Annotated in this window: 22 protein-coding genes; 6 read left to right on the top strand and 16 right to left on the bottom strand. The window is 67.9% G+C overall.

Annotation, left to right across the window (positions count from 1 at the left end):
- The first annotated feature begins 94 nt into the window (after positions 1 to 94).
- Positions 95 to 1,801, top strand: a complete 1,707-nt coding sequence (locus ACJEIK_RS11945; RefSeq protein WP_267325638.1) for a 3-ketosteroid-delta-1-dehydrogenase — start codon at positions 95 to 97, stop codon at positions 1,799 to 1,801.
- A gap of 3 nt (positions 1,802 to 1,804) precedes the next feature.
- Here ACJEIK_RS11945 and ACJEIK_RS11940 read toward each other — a convergent pair whose 3' ends face one another.
- Both ACJEIK_RS11940 and ACJEIK_RS11935 read right to left on the bottom strand, forming a co-directional pair.
- The gene (locus tag ACJEIK_RS11940; RefSeq protein WP_064860423.1) at positions 1,805 to 2,191 is read right to left on the bottom strand and encodes a DUF2237 family protein; all 387 of its coding nucleotides are present in this window, start codon (positions 2,189 to 2,191) and stop codon (positions 1,805 to 1,807) included.
- 3 nt (positions 2,192 to 2,194) lie between these two features.
- A complete protein-coding gene (locus ACJEIK_RS11935) occupies positions 2,195 to 2,677 on the bottom strand; it encodes a PTS glucose transporter subunit IIA (RefSeq protein WP_061009526.1) in 483 nt (160 codons plus the stop codon).
- 137 nt (positions 2,678 to 2,814) lie between these two features.
- Between ACJEIK_RS11935 and ACJEIK_RS11930 the strand changes: the two genes are divergently transcribed.
- Positions 2,815 to 4,326, top strand: a complete 1,512-nt coding sequence (locus tag ACJEIK_RS11930; protein ID WP_409431515.1) for a PTS transporter subunit EIIC — start codon at positions 2,815 to 2,817, stop codon at positions 4,324 to 4,326.
- Here ACJEIK_RS11930 and ACJEIK_RS11925 read toward each other — a convergent pair.
- Both ACJEIK_RS11925 and ACJEIK_RS11920 read right to left on the bottom strand, forming a co-directional pair.
- Positions 4,323 to 4,991, bottom strand: coding sequence for a PadR family transcriptional regulator (locus ACJEIK_RS11925; RefSeq protein WP_020103763.1), 669 nt, complete (start codon positions 4,989 to 4,991; stop codon positions 4,323 to 4,325). The genes ACJEIK_RS11930 and ACJEIK_RS11925 overlap by 4 nt on opposite strands.
- Positions 4,992 to 5,051: 60 nt before the next feature.
- On the bottom strand, positions 5,052 to 5,585 hold the full coding sequence (locus ACJEIK_RS11920) for a TetR/AcrR family transcriptional regulator (protein WP_061004209.1): 534 nt from the start codon (positions 5,583 to 5,585) through the stop codon (positions 5,052 to 5,054).
- A 142-nt stretch (positions 5,586 to 5,727) separates the two neighbouring features.
- On the opposite strand from ACJEIK_RS11920, the gene ACJEIK_RS11915 reads away from it, so the two are divergent.
- On the top strand, positions 5,728 to 6,927 hold the full coding sequence (locus ACJEIK_RS11915) for a cytochrome P450 (RefSeq protein ID WP_133425964.1): 1,200 nt from the start codon (positions 5,728 to 5,730) through the stop codon (positions 6,925 to 6,927).
- On the opposite strand, the gene ACJEIK_RS11910 is transcribed toward ACJEIK_RS11915, so the two are convergent.
- The 5 genes from ACJEIK_RS11910 to rplS all read right to left on the bottom strand — a co-directional run bounded on the left by ACJEIK_RS11910 (position 6,918) and on the right by rplS (position 9,965).
- Positions 6,918 to 7,637 carry a trimeric intracellular cation channel family protein gene (locus ACJEIK_RS11910; RefSeq protein ID WP_064860426.1) on the bottom strand — a complete coding sequence of 240 codons (720 nt, stop codon included), beginning with the start codon at positions 7,635 to 7,637 and terminating at the stop codon, positions 6,918 to 6,920. The two genes, ACJEIK_RS11915 and ACJEIK_RS11910, sit on opposite strands and share 10 nt — an antisense overlap.
- Before the next feature lie 3 nt (positions 7,638 to 7,640).
- Positions 7,641 to 7,946 carry a DUF2469 domain-containing protein gene (locus tag ACJEIK_RS11905; RefSeq protein ID WP_003893809.1) on the bottom strand — a complete coding sequence of 102 codons (306 nt, stop codon included), beginning with the start codon at positions 7,944 to 7,946 and terminating at the stop codon, positions 7,641 to 7,643.
- 83 nt (positions 7,947 to 8,029) lie between these two features.
- The gene (locus ACJEIK_RS11900; protein WP_061004203.1) at positions 8,030 to 8,713 is read right to left on the bottom strand and encodes a ribonuclease HII; all 684 of its coding nucleotides are present in this window, start codon (positions 8,711 to 8,713) and stop codon (positions 8,030 to 8,032) included.
- Positions 8,714 to 8,728: 15 nt separating this feature from the next.
- Positions 8,729 to 9,580, bottom strand: a complete 852-nt coding sequence (gene lepB / locus ACJEIK_RS11895; RefSeq protein ID WP_061004201.1) for a signal peptidase I — start codon at positions 9,578 to 9,580, stop codon at positions 8,729 to 8,731.
- 43 nt (positions 9,581 to 9,623) lie between these two features.
- Complete coding sequence (rplS, locus tag ACJEIK_RS11890) at positions 9,624 to 9,965, bottom strand: 50S ribosomal protein L19 (RefSeq protein ID WP_020103768.1); 342 nt, start codon at positions 9,963 to 9,965, stop codon at positions 9,624 to 9,626.
- 316 nt (positions 9,966 to 10,281) lie between these two features.
- Here rplS and ACJEIK_RS11885 point away from each other — a divergent pair, with 316 nt between their 5' ends.
- The gene (locus ACJEIK_RS11885; RefSeq protein ID WP_409431514.1) at positions 10,282 to 11,202 is read left to right on the top strand and encodes a serine hydrolase; all 921 of its coding nucleotides are present in this window, start codon (positions 10,282 to 10,284) and stop codon (positions 11,200 to 11,202) included.
- A gap of 38 nt (positions 11,203 to 11,240) precedes the next feature.
- On the opposite strand, the gene trmD is transcribed toward ACJEIK_RS11885, so the two are convergent.
- The 5 genes from trmD to ACJEIK_RS11860 all read right to left on the bottom strand — a co-directional run bounded on the left by trmD (position 11,241) and on the right by ACJEIK_RS11860 (position 13,777).
- Entirely contained in the window at positions 11,241 to 11,927 is a 687-nt protein-coding gene (trmD, locus tag ACJEIK_RS11880; RefSeq protein WP_293020889.1) for a tRNA (guanosine(37)-N1)-methyltransferase TrmD, read from the bottom strand.
- Between the two features lie 5 nt (positions 11,928 to 11,932).
- Positions 11,933 to 12,460, bottom strand: coding sequence for a ribosome maturation factor RimM (gene rimM / locus ACJEIK_RS11875; protein ID WP_133425962.1), 528 nt, complete (start codon positions 12,458 to 12,460; stop codon positions 11,933 to 11,935).
- Positions 12,461 to 12,462: 2 nt separating this feature from the next.
- Complete coding sequence (locus ACJEIK_RS11870; protein ID WP_003881089.1) at positions 12,463 to 12,705, bottom strand: RNA-binding protein; 243 nt, start codon at positions 12,703 to 12,705, stop codon at positions 12,463 to 12,465.
- Complete coding sequence (gene rpsP / locus ACJEIK_RS11865) at positions 12,702 to 13,172, bottom strand: 30S ribosomal protein S16 (RefSeq protein WP_029105754.1); 471 nt, start codon at positions 13,170 to 13,172, stop codon at positions 12,702 to 12,704. Before rpsP ends, ACJEIK_RS11870 begins: the two co-directional genes overlap by 4 nt.
- A 173-nt stretch (positions 13,173 to 13,345) precedes the next feature.
- Positions 13,346 to 13,777, bottom strand: coding sequence for a nuclear transport factor 2 family protein (locus ACJEIK_RS11860; RefSeq protein WP_133425960.1), 432 nt, complete (start codon positions 13,775 to 13,777; stop codon positions 13,346 to 13,348).
- 36 nt (positions 13,778 to 13,813) lie between these two features.
- Between ACJEIK_RS11860 and ACJEIK_RS11855 the strand changes: the two genes are divergently transcribed.
- Positions 13,814 to 14,692: a D-alanyl-D-alanine carboxypeptidase family protein gene (locus ACJEIK_RS11855; protein ID WP_061004193.1), complete on the top strand. Its 879-nt coding sequence runs from the start codon at positions 13,814 to 13,816 to the stop codon at positions 14,690 to 14,692.
- Between the two features lie 73 nt (positions 14,693 to 14,765).
- The gene (locus tag ACJEIK_RS11850; RefSeq protein ID WP_061004191.1) at positions 14,766 to 15,599 is read left to right on the top strand and encodes a D-alanyl-D-alanine carboxypeptidase family protein; all 834 of its coding nucleotides are present in this window, start codon (positions 14,766 to 14,768) and stop codon (positions 15,597 to 15,599) included.
- Position 15,600: 1 nt separating this feature from the next.
- Here the strand turns inward: ACJEIK_RS11850 and ACJEIK_RS11845 are convergent, their stop codons facing one another.
- Complete coding sequence (locus ACJEIK_RS11845; protein WP_061004189.1) at positions 15,601 to 16,668, bottom strand: amidohydrolase family protein; 1,068 nt, start codon at positions 16,666 to 16,668, stop codon at positions 15,601 to 15,603.
- Positions 16,669 to 16,673: 5 nt separating this feature from the next.
- Positions 16,674 to 18,251: a signal recognition particle protein gene (ffh, locus tag ACJEIK_RS11840; protein WP_061004187.1), complete on the bottom strand. Its 1,578-nt coding sequence runs from the start codon at positions 18,249 to 18,251 to the stop codon at positions 16,674 to 16,676.
- Positions 18,252 to 18,375: the final 124 nt, after the last annotated feature.

Raw genomic sequence — 18,375 nt, 5'->3', positions numbered from 1 at the left:
GTCTAACAGCAACAAGGTGGGCAACGCACGTGTTCTCCCGCTGGCAGGGACGTCCGAGGCCGGAAACCCGTCTGCCGCAATACGCTCAGCGGCCGTGACGACATCTGCCGCGGCCACGATTCCGGCCGGCCTCGACATCGCTGACACCACCGTCGATCTGCTGGTGATCGGTTCCGGCACCGGCCTGGCCGCCGCGCTGAGCGGCCACGAGTCCGGGCTGAACGTCCTCGTTGTCGAGAAGGCCTCCGGCGTCGGCGGTTCCACGGCCCGCTCGGGCGGCGCCCTCTGGCTGCCGACCACTCCCCTGCTGACCGACAAGGGCACCCCCGACACCGCGGACCGCGCCGCGACCTACCTCGACGCCGTCGTCGACGGGACCGCGCCGGCGGCCCGCTCCACCGCCTTCCTGAAGCACGTCAACGCGACCGTCGACATGCTGGGGCGCACCACCCCGATGCGACTGTTCTGGGCCCGCGAGTACTCCGACTACCACCCTGAGAGGCCGGGCGGCCGCGCCACCGGGCGCACCTGCGAATGCCGACCACTCGACGCGCGCGTGCTCGGCGAATACCGGGACCGGTTGCGCGGCGGTGTCATGGAGGTCAAGGTCCCGATGCCGACGACCGGCGCGGACTACAAGTGGATGAATCTGATGACCCGGGTGCCACGAAAAGGTCTGCCGCTCATCGCAAAACGGCTCGCGCAGGGTGTCGGCGGGAAGCTGCTGGGGCGCGAATACATCGCCGGCGGCCAGGCCCTGGCGGCCGGGCTGTTCGCCGGTGTGCTGCGGGCCGGCGTCCCGATCTGGACCGACACCGCGCTGGTCCGGCTGACCGGCGACGGTCACCGGGTCACCGGCGCGGTGCTGTCGCACGGTGGCCGTGAGGTCACCGTCAGTGCCACGCGCGGTGTCGTGCTGGCGGCCGGTGGCTTCGACCACGACATGGCGATGCGTCACAAGTACCAGTCCGATTCGCTCGGCGCCCACGAGAGCCTCGGCGCCGATTCCAACACCGGTGAGGCCATCCGGGCCGCCACCGACGTGGGTGCCGCCACGGCGCTGATGGAGCAGGCCTGGTGGTTCCCCGCTGTCGCGTCCGCGGCCGGCCGCCCGCCGGCCGTCTTGCTGGCCGAGCGCTCGCTTCCCGGCTCGCTCATCGTCGACCAGGACGGCAAGCGCTTCGCCAACGAGTCGACCGACTACATGTCGTTCGGCCAGCGCGTGCTCGAACTCGGGCGGGCCGGCACCCCGGTGGAGTCGATGTGGATCGTGTTCGACCAGAAATACCGCAACAGCTACGTCTTCGCCGCCGGTTCGTTCCCGCGGATGCCGCTGCCCAAGTCCTGGTACCGGGCCGGTATCGCCGCCAAGGCCACCACCTTCGCCGAGCTGGCGGCGCAGATGGGTGTCCCGGTCACCGACTTCGAGCACACCATGACGCGGTTCAACGAGAGCGCGGCCGCCGGCATCGATCCCGACTTCGACCGCGGCCTCAGCGCCTACGACCGGTACTACGGCGATCCGACGGTGACGCCCAACCCGAACCTGCGTCCACTGGCCAAGGGCCCCTTCTACGCGGTGAAGATGACGCTGAGCGACCTCGGCACCTGCGGCGGCGTCGTCGCCGACGACCGCGGCCGGGTACGCCGCGAGGACGGCGGCGTCATCGAAGGGCTGTACGCGCTGGGCAACACCGCGGCCAACGCCTTCGGCGCGGTGTACCCGGGCGCGGGCGCAACCATCGCCCAGGGCCTCGTGTACGGCTACATCGCCGGGCGGGATGCCGCGGGGCAGCTCTGACGCTCAGAGACTGCCGAGATCGTCGGGCACGTCGACGGCGTATGCCCTGAGCACCTCGAGCGGCACGACCTCGAGGGTCCGCTCGTGCGTGGAGGCGAGCACCACCGGTGCCGCGTAACCGTCATTGTGCGCCCGAAGCCAGTTGACGGCGGTCACGCACCAGCGGTCGCCGGGAGACAGGCCCGGGAAGCGGTATTCCGGCATCGGCGTGGACAGATCGTTGCCTATCGAACGCTGGTGCGTCAGGAACTCGGCGGTCACGACCGCGCAGATGGTGTGCCGGCCGGCGTCCTCGGGTCCGGTCGAGCAGCAGCCGTCGCGGTAGAAACCGGTCAGCGGTTCGGTGCCGCACGGGTCCAGCGGGGCACCGAGCACATTGCGATCTGCCACCGGTCAATCCTGCCTTACCTGGTGCGCAGTGAAAAGAGTTGCCCCGCAATCGATGTCCGCACCCGAGGTGACCGCGGCGGACAAGGTCACGTGCTCCGGCACGCGTTCGTCCATGACCACCACGGCGACAATGGGATTGAGCCCGGTGGCCTCGACCGCGGGAACGTCGTAACCGATGACGACCTGCCCCGCGGTGACGTCGTCACCCTGACTGACATGGGCCGTGAAACCGGCACCGTTCAGCGTGACGGTGTCCAGACCGAGGTGCACGAGAACGCCCACGTGGTCCGGTGTCACCACGATGTACGCGTGTGGCATCAGCTTGAGGAGCCTGCCGCTGACCGGGGCGACCGCCTCGATCACGCCGCGCGGCGGGTCGATCGCGGCGCCGTAGCCGACCATGCCCGCCGAGAACACGGGATCCGGGACGTCCTCGAGCCGCACCGCACGCCCGGCCACCGGGGCGAGAACTGACGTCTGACTCACTGTCGCATCTCCTCTGCTGTTGCGCTCCAACAATACGAGCGGCGCCCAACGCCCTCTCACGGGTGCGTGTTCTCGTCTAAGCTTCCGCACAACTTGCGCGCCGAGTGGCGTTTTTGCGACAGAGAAGGGTCTCGCACATGAACGGCACGGCGAAAATCGCAGGTGCACAGGATAAGTCGAACCTGCGGATTCCCGGCTTCGCTCAACTGCAGCGGCTCGGCAAGAGCCTGATGTTGCCCATCGCGGTGCTGCCCGCGGCGGGAATCCTGCTCCGACTGGGTCAAGATGATCTGCTGGGCAGGATCAAGGCTCCCGTCATCGGACCGTTCGTCCACGCCATGAGCGCGGCCGGCGATGCGATATTCACCAACCTCCCGCTGTTGTTCGCCGTCGGTGTGGCCATCGGGTTCGCCAGGAAGGCGGACGGTTCGACAGCGCTGGCCGCCGTCGTCGGCTACCTCGTGGTGCAGTCGGTGTTCAAGACCATGTCACCGGTCGTGCTGGCCGGCGAGGTCGACAAGGCCGGCGGCCAGGCCCAGATCAACTACAGCGTGTTCGCGGGAATCGTGGTCGGTCTGCTCACCGCGTGGCTGTTCGACCGCTACCACACCATCCAATTGCCCGCGTACCTCGGGTTTTTCGGGGGCAGACGGTTCGTGCCCATCGTGGTGTCGCTCGCCTGCCTGTTCCTCGCGTTCGCGATGAGCTACTGCTACCCGCTCTTCGATGCCGGCCTGACAGGCCTCGGCAAGTTCATCGGCGGCTCGGGTGCCTTCGGCGCCTTCGTGTACGGATTCGCCAACCGCATGCTCATTCCACTGGGCCTGCATCACATCCCGAATTCCTACGTGTGGTTCCTCTACGGCGACTACCAGACTCCCGACGGCCACGTCGTCACCGGTGAACTCACGCGCTTCGCCGCGGGCGACCCCACCGCCGGCATCCTCACGTCGGGCTTCTACCCGGTGCTCATGTTCGGCCTGCCCGCCGCCGCGCTGGCGATGATCCACGTGGCGAACAAGAAGCAGCGGAAGGTCGCCGTCGGCATCCTGTCGGCCGCCGCGCTGACCGCGCTGCTGACCGGCGTGACCGAGCCGCTCGAGTTCGCATTCATGTTCGTGGCGTTCCCCCTGTACGTCATCCACGCCGTGCTGACCGGGCTGTCGCTGGCGGTCGCGTACTTGCTCGACATCCACCTCGGCTTCTCGTTCTCGGCCGGGCTGGCCGATCTCCTGCTCTACGGCACGGCCCCCGCCGCGAAGAACATCCCCCTGCTCATCGGCATGGGTGTGGTGTTCTCCGTCGTCTATTACGTACTGTTCCGGTTCGCCATCACGAGGTGGAACCTGCGGACCCCGGGACGGGAGCTGGAAACCGAATTCGAGGCGGAAGAGCAGGAAATCCTCGGCGAGAGCGCGGACTCGAGGCCCGAGCAGGTGATCGCGGCATTCGGCGGCCGGGACAACCTCGTCAGCGTCGACGCGTGCATCACGCGGCTGCGCATCGAGGTCGCCGACAAGAGCAAGGTGGATCAGGACCGGCTGAAGCGTCTCGGCGCCGCGGGCGTCATCGAGGTCGGCAACAGTGTTCAGGCGGTTTTCGGCACCGGCTCCGAGGCCCTGAAGAACGACATCACCGCCGTCCTCTAGACGTCGTGGCGGCCCTGAACCTCGCGCTCGACCTCACGCCACAGGCCCGGCATCGAACGCGGCATCCCCGCAACGCCTTTCGCCGCGGTCTGTAGCACCGCGTCGGCGTCGTCGATGTCCTTCATCAACTCGAGCGCCAGTTCCCGCTCGGCGGCGTAGTACTTGGCCGCCCAGCGCAGCGCGATCACCGAATACGCCCACACCGGCTGGGCCTTGGCGCCGTCGGAGTCCTCGGCGGCCTGCCGCTCCATGGCCTCGCAGTAGGCGACATGCTGCTCGAGCAGCTCCCGGAGCCGGGTCGGGTTGCTCAGGTGGCCGAACGTAACCCGCAGCAGCACACTGTGTTTGAGCACCGGCGGGTCGACGGGGGCGTTGTTGGTCCAGTCGGTCACGGCCGCCATGCCGGATTCGGTGATCTTGTACAGGCGGCGGGTGCGCAGGCCTTCGTCCTGCTCCACGCGGGACTCGAGATAGCCAAGTCCCTCAAGCTTTTTCAGCTCGGTGTAGATCTGGCTGTACGACGGACTCCAGTAGTAGAAACCGACGCTCCAGTCGATCCACTTCTTGATGTCGTAACCGCTGAGTTCCTCTTCGTACGACAACATGCCCAGCAGCGTCCAACTCGTCGCCGCCAGCGACGGTTTGCTCTGGGGCTTGCTTGCCATCTGCTTAGCCTAACAATCTATTGCCGCGAAGGCCCCAGTCATGACCGCCTGTCGGGACAGTCAGTGCCGGGCCACCGGCGGGGCTACGGCGGCGACGTACCGGCGTACCACCAGCTCTTCGGCCTTTTCGTCAGCCAACGGCCAGCACAGCAACGACAGCACAACCCGCACGATCCAGTCCGCGAGGAGCGGATCCGTGATTCCGGTCAGCTCGGCTGCCGCCTGCGAGAGCCGGGGTGAGTCGAAGTCGATGAGGGCTCCAGCACGCACCACACCCGAGGCCAGCGGGTCCGCCCGGACCACCCGCAGGGACGTCAGCACGGCCGCCGCGATCCGCTCGGGCCCGGCGTGCCCGGCCACCGCCTGCGCGATCTCCTGCCCGACCCGTATGACCGCACGCGCCAGCACCCCGTCGCGCAGCGCCTGTTTACCGCCGACGTGCCGGTACACCGTGGCGCGCGAACAGCCCACGCTCGCCGCGACCTCGTCGATGTTCAATCGGTCCAGACCCCGGGCCGCGGCGCTGGCTGCCGCGGCGGCATAGATGCGTTCGACGCCCGCGTCGCGGCGATCGGCGCCGATCAACCAGTCCATCTGCCTGATACTAATCCATTGATTTGTCTCAGAGCGAGACGAAATTTCTGATTCCGTCTGCATCACCGCAGCTCGCGGACCGTGCGTGAGACAGCCGAATTTCGGCCTTGACATGCTGTTGCGTGAACCCAAAACTCAAGGCGTGCAATTGGTTTCAGATCTACTCAGCCCGTCCGCGCTGGACGATCCGTATGAGTGTTATGCGCGGCTTCGCCTTGCCGGTCCGGTCCACCGGGTGCCGGGCACCGACTTCTACCTGGCCGCCACGTGGGATGCCGTGCAGGAAGCCGTCAGCCGCCCGGAGGACTTCTCCTCAAACCTCACCGCCACCCTGGTGACGCGCGGGTCGCAGCTGGCGGCCTTTGACATGGGCGCCGTCGACACCGCCGGACACGTCCTCGCCACGGGCGACGACCCCCGGCATGCGCACGAACGCAAACTGGTGCTGCCGGCCCTGGTGGCCAAGCGAATTCGGGCCCTCGAGCCGGCGATCGCCGACGTCGCCCGGCAGCTGTGGCAGGACGGGGCCGCGGCCGGCAGCATCGAGTGGATGTCCGCCCTCGGCGACCGCCTGCCGATGACGTTGGTGGCCAGGCTGATCGGGCTGCCCGACGACGACGTGCCGCAGCTGGTGCAGTGGGGCTACGGCAGCACCGAACTGCTCAGCGGCGTCTTCGACCTCGATCACATCGCCGCCGCGGTGGAGACGTCGACACGACTCGCCGGCTACCTGCACGCCAAATTCGCTGAAGCGCAAGCGAATCCGGGCGACGACCTGCTCAGTGACCTCGCCCGCGCGGTGGCCGGGAACGCCGTCGCGCCCGAGGTGGCGGTGCTGATGCTGGTTCAGCTGGTCGGCGCCGGCGGCGAATCCACCGCCGGGCTGATGGGCAACGCCGCCCGGCTTCTCGCCACCCATCCCGATATCCAGGAACAGGTGCGGAACGACCCGCAGCTGGTGCCCGCGCTGTTGGAGGAGACGCTGCGGCTGGAGTCGCCGTTCCGCAACCATCACCGGCACATCCGGCAGGACACCACGCTGGCCGGCGTTCCGTTGCCCAAAGACGGTCACCTGCTGCTGCTCTGGGGGTCGGCGAACCGTGATCCGGCGGCCTTCGACGACCCCGACCTGCTGCAGCTGGGCCGGCCGAACCTGCGCAATCACCTCGCGTTCGGGAAGGGCCTGCATTTCTGCGTCGGCGCGGCCCTGGCGCGCACCGAGGCCCGTATCGGGATCACCACGCTGCTGGAGGCCACCGACTGGTTCGAGCTCGCCGACGCCGAATGGGTACCCAGCCTCATGGTGCGCCGGCACCGGCGCCTGGAACTGCGCTACCGCTGACCGTCGCCGGGGGTGCCGCCGGCCTCGTCACGCAGCATCCGCACCGAGATGTGCGGCAGCCGCTGCCCCGGCTTGCGGCCGAAGGTGTACTCCCACGACAAACCGCCCCACAGCTGCCAGCCACGGCGGCGCGAGATCAGGCACAGCCCCGCGCCGACCGCCGTGCCCACCAGGACACCCGTCTGCGCCAGCCCCAGATTCCAGAACCCGGCCACCACCGCACTGGCTGCCAGCGCACTCGTCGCGTACAGGGTGTTGCCGCCGAAAATCTGCGGAACCCGGTGCGTCGTGAGATCCCGCAGCGCGCCGCCGCCGACCGCGGTGATGGTGCCCAGCAGCAGGGCCGGTACCCAGCCGAGCCCCAGGGACAACGTCTTCTGCGCGCCCGCGGTTGCCCAACAGCCGAGGGCCAGCGCGTCCACGTAGGGAAACACCGCCCGCCAGCCGCGGCCACCGATCGGCATCAGGAAGGCGATCGCCGCACCGATCACCGCGCACAGCGCGTAGCGAAAGTCGGTGAGCGCCACCGGCGGTCCGTGCTGCAGCAGGGTGTCGCGGATGATGCCGCCGCCCAGCCCCGACATCAGCGCCAGCGTCAGGAAGCCGATCGGATCCATGCGCTCGTCGCGGGCGACGATGCCGCCCAGGATCGCGTTGGTCAGGACGCCGACCAGGTCGATGACGGCGAACAGCTCGCCGATGGTCGACACGGGCTATTCGGGCAGGCGCAGTTCGGGCTTCTCGACCTCTTCGATGTTGACATCTTTGAAGGTGATGACCCGGACCTGCTTGACGAACCGCGCCGGCCGGTACATGTCCCAGACCCAGGCATCGGCCAGGCGCAGCTCGAAGTAGACCTCGCCGTCCGCGTTGCGCGGGATCAGCTCGACGCTGTTGGCCAGGTAGAAGCGCCGCTCGGTCTCCACGACGTAACTGAACTGCCCGACGATGTCCTTGTACTCGCGGTACAGCGAGAGCTCCATCTCGGTTTCATACTTCTCGAGATCCTCGGCACTCATCGGCACAGACTCATCAGTTCAGCGGTCCTTCGGTTCTTGCGGGCCATGTCTTGTTCGGATTGGCGACTAGTTCCCATTTTTCCTCACCCCGATCGGCAGCGCTGCCCTATCGCCGGGTTGGCAGCGAGCTTGCGCACATTGGCGAACGAGAACCGGTGCTCCGGGCAGGGCCCCAGCTCCGCCAGTGCCGCGGTGTGCGCGGGCGTGCTGTAGCCCTTGTGGATCGCGAAGCCGTAGCCCGGATGGACGGCATCCATCTCGACCATCAGTCGGTCGCGGCTGACCTTGGCCAGCACGCTCGCCGCGGCAATACAGGCGGCCGCGGCGTCCCCACTGACCACCGGCAGCGACGGCACCGACAGACCCGGCACCCGGAACCCGTCGGAGAGCACATAACCCGGCCGCAGCGACAGGCCCGCGACCGCGCGGCGCATGCCTTCGATGTTCGCGATGTGCACCCCGCGCCGGTCCACCTCGACCGACGGGATGAACACCACGTGGTACGCCAGCGCGTAACGCCGGATCAACGGGAACAGCCGTTCCCGTTCGGCTTCGTTCAACTTCTTCGAATCATCGAGCGCCGCCAGGCTTTCCAACCGGTTGGGGCCCAGGACACAGGCCGCCACCACGAGCGGGCCGGCACAGGCCCCGCGGCCGACCTCGTCAACCCCGGCCACCGGCCCGAGGCCGCCGCGGTACAGCGCGGACTCCAGGGTGCGCAGGCCCGCGGACTTGCGGATCACTGTGCGGGGCGGCCAAACCGGCAACGGAAATCCTAAAACCTATTGTCCGGTCTGCGGATTGACCGTGACGACACCGCCCCAGCGCGACGGCGGCCAGGCGATGAAGCGGGCCTTGCCGATCACATTGGCGACGGGCACCGTGCCCGCGGTCGGGTCACCGGTGCACATCAGCGCGTTGATGGCGTCCGTCGGCGTGTTCGTGCAGTGCGCGCGTGAGTCGGCCGAGTGGGTGCGGTTGTCCCCCATCACCCAGAGCCGGCCGTCCGGCACCTTCACGGGACCGAACTCGTTGCCCAGGCACGGGTCCGTCGCCGGGTCGACCATCATGGTCGCCGGGTCCAGGTACGGCTCCTTGAGCTTCTTGCCGTCGACCGTCAGCCCCGTCGAGTTACGGCACTGCACCGTCTGGCCACCCACCGCGATGACGCGCTTCACCAGATCGTTCTCATCGGGCGGCACGAAGCCGATGACCGAGAGCGCATTCTGGATCCAGCGCATGGTCGGGTTGTCCGACCGGATCGACTTGTAGCTGATGTTCCAGTTCGGCGGACCCTTGAAGACCACCACGTCGCCCGGCTCCGGCGAGCTGAACCGATAGGTCAGCTTGTCGACCATGATCCGGTCGCCGACGCAGCCGCTGCAGCCGTGCAGCGTGGGCTCCATGGACTCCGAGGGAATCAGGTACGGCCGCGCCACGAACGTCAGCACGAGGTAGTACAGCAACACGGCGGTGACGACGAGGACGACGCCTTCGCGCAGCGCGGCCAGCTTCGACTTCGGCTTCTCGTCGGCCTCTTCGGCCTTGGCAGCCGAGTCGGCGGTCGCTGTCGGGTCGGCGTCGTCCGTCGTCGGACTGTCCGGAGTGGTGCTGTCTTCGCTTGGGCCGGTCACGGCACCAGGCTAATCAGTTCGGCGGAAAGGTCGCCGAACAAGCTCAGCGCTTTTCCTTGATCTTGGCCTTCTTGCCACGGAGCTCGCGCAGGTAGTACAGCTTGGCGCGACGGACGTCACCGCGGGTGACGACGTCGATGTGGTCGATGTTCGGCGAGTGCACCGGGAAGGTCCGCTCGACGCCGACGCCGTAGCTCTCCTTGCGGACGGTGAAGGTCTCACCGATGCCGCCACCCTGACGACGGATCACGACGCCCTTGAACACCTGGATGCGGTGCTTGTTGCCCTCGATGACCTTGACGTGCACATTGAGGGTGTCGCCGGGGTTGAAGGCCGGGATGTCGTCGCGCAGCGACGCCTGGTCGACGAAGTCCAGCGTTTTCATCGGTGACACTTCCTTGCTAACTCGCGGGCTGCAGCCGCCGGACGCCATGCGGCGCGACGGAAAAGCCATTCTCTTTACGGACGTTGGTCGGATGCCGTAGCGGGCGGGGACACATCCAAAGCAGACGCCGACCCCGCGCCCAGCGCAGACAACTGCTCAATTGTGCCAGACAGCCGCCGGGTGACGAAATCGTGACCCCACCGGGCCCGGTGCAGTCGACATCACAGGCGGCACCGTCACAGACGTCACACCCAACACACATTTACCCGTTACGCTGATCAATCAGATTTTCATCCATCGTGATCCGAGGAGACCCATGCGCCCGCAGCAATTGAAGCTGCTGACCATCACCGCCGCTGCGGCAACGGTGATGCTCACGGCTGGTTGCGAGGCCAAGGTCTACGGGGCGGCGCCGCCGAACAAGATCGCGCTGACCGTCGTACCGGTCGTCACCGCCCTGGAGCTGCCGGAGGCTCCGGCCGCCGAGCCCGCCGCGGCCCTGACGGGCCTCGATGCCCGCGAACGGACCGCCACCAGTGATGCTGCGGCAGCCGGCGCGTCGATCAGCACCGCGGTTCTCGACCGCAACACCGGTCAGCTGATCGCCACCGGCAACACGTCCACGCTCCCCATCGCGTCGGTGGCCAAGTTGTTCATCGCCGACGACCTGCTGCTGCAGGAGGCGAAGGGCCAGATCGAGCTCACCGCGGCCGACCGTCAGTCGCTGGACACCATGCTCCGCTCGTCGGACGACTCCGCGGCCGAGATCTTCTGGAATCGCAGTGGCGGCAACAGCGTCGTCACCCGTGTCGCGGCGCGGTACGGGCTGACCTCGACGTCTGTGCCGTACGACGGCAAGTGGTGGAACACCATGAGCACCACGACCGACCTGGTGCGCTACTACGACAAGCTGCTGAATGGTTCCGGCGGCCTCCCGACGGAGCGGGCCAGCATCATCCTGGCCAACCTGGCCGCGTCGACGCCCACCGGCGCCGACGGCTACCCGCAGCGCTTCGGCATCCCGGACGGCCTGTACGGCGAACCGGTTGCGGTGAAGCAGGGCTGGATGCCCGAGTGGGGCGGCAACAACTGGATGCACATGTCCACCGGCGTGATCGGCGCCGACCGGCGCTATGTGATGGCGATCGGCGCGCTGCAACCCACCGATGACGCCACGGCCCGCGCCACGATCACCAACGCCGTCAAGACGATGTTCCCGGGCGGGCGAATCAGCTAGTTCGTCAGTCGGGGCGAGCGAAGCGACGGGGAAGCGGTCTAGCGCAACAGGTCAGGTCTTCTTTCCCGCGTGCGCTGCAGCCCCTGTTCGCGGCGCCAGGCGGCAACCTTGGCGTGGTCACCCGACAGCAGCACCGGGGGCACCTCGAGGTCCCGCCACACCGGCGGCCGGGTGTAGCTCGGCCCCTCCAGCACTCCCCCGACGTGCGCCGAATGCGAATCATCTTGGTGCGACACCGGATTGCCCAGGACATCGGGCAACAGCCGCACCACGGCCTCGATCATCACGAGAGCCGCGGACTCGCCACCGGGCAGCACGTAGTCACCGATCGACACCTCTTCGACCCGCATCCGCCGGGCAGCATCGTCGGCGACCCGCTGGTCGATTCCCTCGTAACGGCCACAGGCGAACACCAGGTGCTGTTCTTCGGTCCAGCGGTGTGCGTGTTCCTGCGTGAACAACCGGCCGGCCGGCGTCGGAACCACCAAAACCGTTTCCGGACTGCAGATTTCGTCGAGGGCAGCACCCCAGATCGGCGCTTTCATCACCATGCCGGGCCCGCCGCCGTACGGCGAATCGTCGACCGACTTGTGGACGTCATGCGTCCAGTTCCGCAGATCGTGCACGCCGAGTTGGACGGTGCCGTTGGCAATGGCCTTTCCCGGCAACGACTGCTGCAGGGCGTCGAGATAAGCCGGGAAGATGGTGACGACGTCGATCCGCATGGATGTCAGTCCATCTCGAGCAGGCCGTCGGGCGGATCGATCTCCACCAGACCGTCGGCCAGCGACACCGTCGGCACCATCTGGGTGACGAACGGCACCAGCACCTCGGCGCCGGATTCCGTTCGGATGGACAGCAATTCACCGCCCGGGGTGTGCAACACCTCGGTCACCACACCCACGTCGTCGCCATCGACGGTGCGGACCTTGAGGCCCTCGAGTTGGTGATCGTAGAACTCGTCGGGTTCGTCGATGGGCGGCAGGCTGGCGGAGTCCACCAGAAACAGCGTGCCGCGCAACGCATCTGCCGCATTGCGATCGGCCACGCCTTCGAGGCGGACCAACAACCGGCCACCGTGCTCGCGCATCGACTCGACGACGAAGGTGCGCTCGGGACCGGGATTTCTGGCACCCGGGCGGCCACGCAGCGATGATCCCGGCGAGAAACGCTCGCCGGGATCATCGGTACGTACTTCGACGACTACCTCGCCGCTGATGCCGTGCGCCTTGACGACGCGGCCGACCACGAGGTCCATATTTACTGGTCGGTGTCCACCACGTCGACGCGGATGCCCCGGCCGCCGATACCGGCGACCAGCGTCCGCAGCGCGGTGGCCGTGCGGCCGCCGCGCCCGATGACCTTGCCCAGGTCATCGGGGTGCACGTGCACCTCGACGGTACGACCGCGGCGGCTGGTCACCATGTCGACCCGGACATCATCCGGGTTGTCGACGATCCCGCGGACCAGGTGCTCTACGGCGTCGACGACGACGCTGCTCATTCGGCGGGCGCTTCGGCCTCGGCCTCAGTGGCCTCGGCAGCCTCGGTCTCGGCAGCAGCCTCAGCCGCCTCTTCCTTCTTGTCCTTGCGCTTCTTCAGGGTGACGGCCTCGCCACCGGGGGCGGCGTCGGCGTTGGCCAGCGCGGCGTTGAACAGGTCCAGCTTGGACGGCTTGGGCTCCTTGACCTTCAGGGTGCCCTCGGCGCCCGGCAGGCCCTTGAACTTCTGCCAGTCACCGGTGATCTTCAGCAGGGCGGCGACCGGCTCGGTCGGCTGTGCGCCGACGCCCAGCCAGTACTGCGCGCGCTCCGAATCGATCTCGATCAGGCTCGGCTCTTCCTTCGGGTGGTACCGGCCGATGACCTCGATGGCGCGGCCGTCGCGGCGGGTGCGCGCGTCGGCGACGATGATGCGGTACTGGGGGTTGCGGATCTTGCCAAGCCGGGTGAGCTTGATCTTGACAGCCATGTTCTGCACTTCTCCTGATGATTGCCACGCTGCAATTCAGCGACTCAGGCGGATTGCCCGGTCCGGTCTTGCCTCACGTGTGTGACCGCCGCGCGGCGCATTGAACGAGTCGCGGACAGACAGCCGACCATTCTGCCAGAGCAGCCGCGACCGCCCCAAATCCCGAGGACGCGTCAAACCACCCGGTCGAAGCACTTGGTCTCGACGCGGCGGGTCATGCGCCAGCCCTCGGCGGTACGGACGAACTCGTCCTCGTACCAGAGGCCGCAGAACAGCACCTGGGGCTGCGCGTCGGCTTCCGCCGCGGGCAGCACCATCGGGTTGAAGCAGATGGTGCGCGATTTCGCGGTGTCGCCGGTGATGGTGACGTCAAAGTTGCCGAGCATGTGCGCATAGGCCGGGAAATTCGGCAGCACCTGCGCCAGCCATTCCTTGACCTCGGGGAAATGTCCGTCGATGCCGCCCATCGCGCGGTAGTCGATGTACGCGTCAGGCGTGAAAACCTGTGCCAGATCATCGAATTGGCGGGTATCGATGGCCGTCGAGTACGCGACCAACAGCTGTTGGATTTCCAGACGGTCCGAGATCTCTTCCAGACTCAGCATGCTCCGATTGAACACCACCAGTAGGCTGCTGGCTCCATGGGAAGGTTCGCAACCGCCGTCATGGCGACCCTGACGCTCGTGTTCCTCGTCGCGCCGCAGGTTGCGGCCGCCGACCCCGACATCCAGCCGGTCGGCACCGTACAGATCCCGGCGGGGCCGGCCCCGGCCTGGATCGTCGCCGACATGGACTCGGGCCAGATCCTCGCCGGCCAGGACATCGACCTGCGGCATCCGCCCGCCAGCACCATCAAGACACTGCTGGCGCTGACCGCGCTCAGTGAACTGCCGAGCCTGGACGCGACCGTGGCCGGCACCGTCGCCGACACCCAGGTCGAGTGCAACTGCGCCGGCATCGTCCCCGGCCACGTCTACACCGCGCGCCAGCTGCTGGACGCGGTGCTGCTCGCCTCGGGCAACGACGCGGCCAACGCCCTGGCCGACATGATCGGCGGCTACGACGTCGCCGTCGCCAAGATGAACGCCAAGGCCGCCGCGATCGGCGCCGTCGACACCCACGCTGCCACCCCTTCGGGCCTCGACGGCGCGGGCGGTTCGGGCTGGACGACGCCGCGGGACCTGGCCATCATCTTCCGCGCCGCGATGGCCAACCCGTACTTCGCGCAGATCACCGCGCAGCCCGCCGCGACGTTCCCCGGCAAGAACGGCAACGAGCAGATCGTCAACGAGAACCAGCTGCTGCAGCGGTACCCCGGCACCATCGGTGGCAAGACCGGATTCACCAACGCCGCCAAGAAGACGTACGTGGCCGCCGCCGACCGCGGCGGGCGCCGTCTGGTCATCGCGATGATGTACGGCATGGTGCACGAGGGCGGACCGACCTACTGGGACCAGGCCTCCCAGTTGCTGGATTGGGGCTTCGCGCAGGACCGCTCCGTCAGCGTCGGCTCGCTCTAACCGCAGCAACCGAGACCCGACCGGAATCTCGGCGCGAGCTGATCGCAGCCTGGAATCCGTAGCGTCGGCGCTCGTGCGCAAACTGTTCACGGCGACCGCGCTGACCCTCGGCGCATTTCTGATGACGCCGATCGCAACACCCCTGGCGGCGGCCGAACCCACCGGGCAACCCACGGGCGCGCAGGCATTTGCCAACGGCCCGGCCAAGGCCTGGCTGGTAGCCGACCTCGACACCGGCCAGGTGCTGGCGTCGCAGGATCCCGGCGGGTCGTACGCGCCGGCCAGCACCATCAAGCCGTTGCTCGCCATGGTCGTACTGGACAACCTGCGCCCGGACGCCTTGGGACGGGCCAACGAGTCGCACACCAAGGTCGAGTGTTCGTGCGTCGGGCTCAAGCCCGGCCAGGTCTATTCCGTGCGCCAGCTCCTCGATGCCCTGCTCATGGTGTCGGGTAATGACGCCGCGAACATGCTGGCGGACATGCTCGGCGGACAGCGCGTCACGGTGGCCGCCATGAATCGCAAGGCCGCGGCGCTCGGCGCCCGCAGCACCCGCGCCGGCTCACCGTCCGGGCTCGACGGACCCGGCTGGGAATCGATCACCACCCCGCGCGATCTCGGGGTGATCTACCGGACGGCGCTGACCTACCCCGTGATCGCCGAGATCTTCCGGCAGACGTCCGCGCGGTTTCCGGGCAAGACCCTCACCAGTCAGAACGAGTTGCTGACCGGTTACCCGGGCGATTTCGCCGGCAAGACCGGCTACACGGATCGGGCCCGCAAGACCTATGTCGGTGCGGCGCAACGCGGCAACCACCGGCTGGTCGTGGTGCAGATGTACGGCACCGGCGATCTCTACCCCCAGGCGCGGCAGCTGCTGGACTGGGGTTTCAGCCAATACGCCTGAGTCAGTAGACGTTTCCGCGCAGGATCACCAACGCGGGGTGGTCGAGCACGCCCGGCAGCCGCGGGTCCTGGGCATAGCAGACGAGATCAGCCGAGGCACCGTGCTCCAATGCCGGACGCCCCAACCACTTTCGCGCGTCCCAGCTCGCCGCCCCCAATGCGTCGGTCGGGCTCAGGCCCACCCGGCCGAGGGCGGCGACCTCGTCGGCGATGCGGCCGTGGGCGATCATGCCGCCGGCATCGGTGCCCGCGTAGATGGGAACCCCGGCCTCGTGGGCGGCACCGACCCGCCGCGGGCATGTCGCGTACAGATCGCGCATGTGCTTGGCGTAGGCCGGGAACTTGGCCGCCTTCTCCGCGATCCCGGGGAAATTCTCGATGTTGATCAGCGTCGGCACCAGCGCCGTGCCGTTCGCGAGCATCAGCTCGATGATGTCGTCGGTGATCCCGGTGCCGTGCTCGATGCAGTCGATGCCGGCGTTGATCAGCCCTGGCAGCGCGTCCTCGCCGAACACGTGCGCCGTGACGCGGGCGCCGTTGGCATGTGCGGCGTCGATGGCCTGCTTGAGGACGTCGTCGGACCACAGCGGCGCCAGGTCACCCACGCCCCGGTCGATCCAGTCGCCGACCAGCTTGACCCAGCCGTCACCGCGACGGGCCTGTTCGGCGACGTACTGCGGCAGCTGCGACTCGTCCTCGACGTCGATGGGCAGCCCGGGCAGGTAGCGCTTTGGCCGTGCCAGGTGCCGACCCGCCCGGATGATCCGCGGCAGGTCGTCACGGTCGTCGAAGCTGCGGGTGTCGACCGGTGATCCGGCGTCGCGCAGCAGCAGCGCACCGGCCTGCCGTTCGGTCTCGGCCTGCCGCTCGGCCTCGTCGGGTTCGACGGCGCCACCCGGCCCGATGCCCACGTGACAGTGCGCGTCGACCAGGCCGGGGATGATCCAGCCACCGTCGAAGATGGTGTCGGCGTTCGCGATCGGCTCGGCAGACAGCACTCCGCGGTGTATCCACCACTGCACCTCGTCGCCGTCGGGCAACCCGCGACCGCGAATGTGCAGCGCCCGCACGACGGCTACTTCTTCGGGAACTTCAGCTGTGACAGATCGAAGTCGGCAAGGCCCGGCGGCAACTCGTTGAGCCCCTGCGGCATGTTCGACAGGTCCGGGAAACCACCCGGCAGCGCGCTCGGGTCGAGACCGAACGGGTTGGCGGCCGCCTTCGGCGCCGTCGGTCCCCGTCCGCCCTTGCGGCCCTTGCCCGCCTGCTTGTTCTTACCCTTGGCTGCCTTACGAGAGTTCTTGCGGCCGAACGGCATTCCCATCTGGCCGGCCATCTGCGACATCATCTTGCGGGCCTCGAAGAAGCGGTCGACCAGCTGGTTGACCTCGGCCACGGTGACGCCGGAGCCGTTCGCGATGCGCAGGCGACGCGAGGCGTTGATGATCTTCGGATCGGACCGCTCGGCGGGGGTCATGCCGCGGATGATGGCCTGGATACGGTCCAGGTGGCTGTCGTCGACGGCCGCCAGGGCGTCCTTCATCTGACCCGCACCGGGCAGCATGCCCAGCAGGTTCCCGATGGGACCCATCTTGCGGATCATCAGCATCTGCTCGAGGAAGTCCTCGAGCGTCAGTTCGCCGGAGCCGATCTTGGCGGCGGCCTCTTCGGCCTTCTTCTGGTCGAAGACCTGCTCGGCCTGCTCGATCAGGGTGAGGACGTCGCCCATGCCCAGGATCCGCGACGCCATGCGGTCCGGGTGGAAGACGTCGAAGTCCTCGAGCTTCTCACCGGCGGAGGCGAACAGGATCGGCGCGCCGGTGACCTCACGGACGGACAGCGCCGCACCACCGCGGGCGTCGCCGTCCAGCTTGGTCAGCACGACACCGGTGAAGCCGACGCCCTCACGGAAGGCGTTGGCGGTGGTGACGGCGTCCTGACCGATCATCGCGTCGAGGACGAACAGCGTCTCGTCGGGCTTGACGGCGTCGCGGATCGCGGCGGCCTGCGCCATCAGTTCTTCGTCGATACCGAGGCGGCCGGCGGTGTCGACGATCACGACGTCGAAGTGCTTGGCCTTGGCCTCGGCCAGACCCGCGGCGGCGACCGACACCGGGTCACCGGTGGTCATCTGCTCGATGGTCACGCCGTCGGGCGAGACACCCGGATGCGGCGCGAAGACGTTGACGCCCGCCCGCTCACCGACGATCTGCAGCTGGTTGACCGCGCCCGGGCGCTGCAGGTCACAGGCCACCAGCAGCGGCGTATGCCCCTGCTCCTTGAGCCATTTCGACAGCTTGCCGGCGAGGGTCGTCTTACCCGAACCCTGCAGACCGGCCAGCATGATGACCGTCGGCGGCGTCTTGGCGAACGCCAGCTGGCGCGTCTCACCGCCGAGGATGCCGATGAGCTCCTCGTTGACGATCTTGACGACCTGCTGCGCCGGGTTGAGCGCACCGGAGACCTCGGCGCCCTTGGCACGGTCCTTGATCCGGCCGATGAACTCGCGCGTGACCGGCAGCGACACGTCGGCCTCGAGCAGGGCCAGGCGGATTTCGCGGGCGGTGGCGTCGATATCGGCGTCGGTCAGCCGGCCCTTGCCGCGCAGACCCGACAGCGCACCGGTCAACCGGTCGGACAGGGATTCAAACACGGGGTTAAGCCTAACCGCAGCGCCTGCCGCCGGTACTTCGGCACCGCTGTCCCCTTGACACGGCGACACCCGGGCGCGCAGTATTTCATCACGCGATGAATTCATTGCATGATGAATTAATTGA

It is taken from the genome of Mycobacterium sp. SMC-16, from assembly GCF_046250085.1.
GTDB lineage: Bacteria > Actinomycetota > Actinomycetes > Mycobacteriales > Mycobacteriaceae > Mycobacterium > Mycobacterium phocaicum.
The sequence above is the reverse complement of the archived record's forward strand: the minus strand, read 5'-3'. Positions and strand labels throughout refer to the sequence as shown.

Coding starts and splice junctions, on each gene's coding strand:
- ACJEIK_RS11930 (WP_409431515.1), top strand. CDS start 2,815: ATGAACGGCACGGCGAAAATCGCAGGTGCACAGGATAAGTCGAACCTG.
- ACJEIK_RS11925 (WP_020103763.1), bottom strand. CDS start 4,991: ATGGCAAGCAAGCCCCAGAGCAAACCGTCGCTGGCGGCGACGAGTTGG.
- ACJEIK_RS11920 (WP_061004209.1), bottom strand. CDS start 5,585: ATGGACTGGTTGATCGGCGCCGATCGCCGCGACGCGGGCGTCGAACGC.
- ACJEIK_RS11905 (WP_003893809.1), bottom strand. CDS start 7,946: ATGAGTGCCGAGGATCTCGAGAAGTATGAAACCGAGATGGAGCTCTCG.
- rplS (WP_020103768.1), bottom strand. CDS start 9,965: ATGAAAACGCTGGACTTCGTCGACCAGGCGTCGCTGCGCGACGACATC.
- ACJEIK_RS11885 (WP_409431514.1), top strand. CDS start 10,282: ATGCGCCCGCAGCAATTGAAGCTGCTGACCATCACCGCCGCTGCGGCA.
- trmD (WP_293020889.1), bottom strand. CDS start 11,927: ATGCGGATCGACGTCGTCACCATCTTCCCGGCTTATCTCGACGCCCTG.
- rimM (WP_133425962.1), bottom strand. CDS start 12,460: ATGGACCTCGTGGTCGGCCGCGTCGTCAAGGCGCACGGCATCAGCGGC.
- ACJEIK_RS11870 (WP_003881089.1), bottom strand. CDS start 12,705: ATGAGCAGCGTCGTCGTCGACGCCGTAGAGCACCTGGTCCGCGGGATC.
- rpsP (WP_029105754.1), bottom strand. CDS start 13,172: ATGGCTGTCAAGATCAAGCTCACCCGGCTTGGCAAGATCCGCAACCCC.
- ACJEIK_RS11860 (WP_133425960.1), bottom strand. CDS start 13,777: ATGCTGAGTCTGGAAGAGATCTCGGACCGTCTGGAAATCCAACAGCTG.
- ACJEIK_RS11855 (WP_061004193.1), top strand. CDS start 13,814: ATGGGAAGGTTCGCAACCGCCGTCATGGCGACCCTGACGCTCGTGTTC.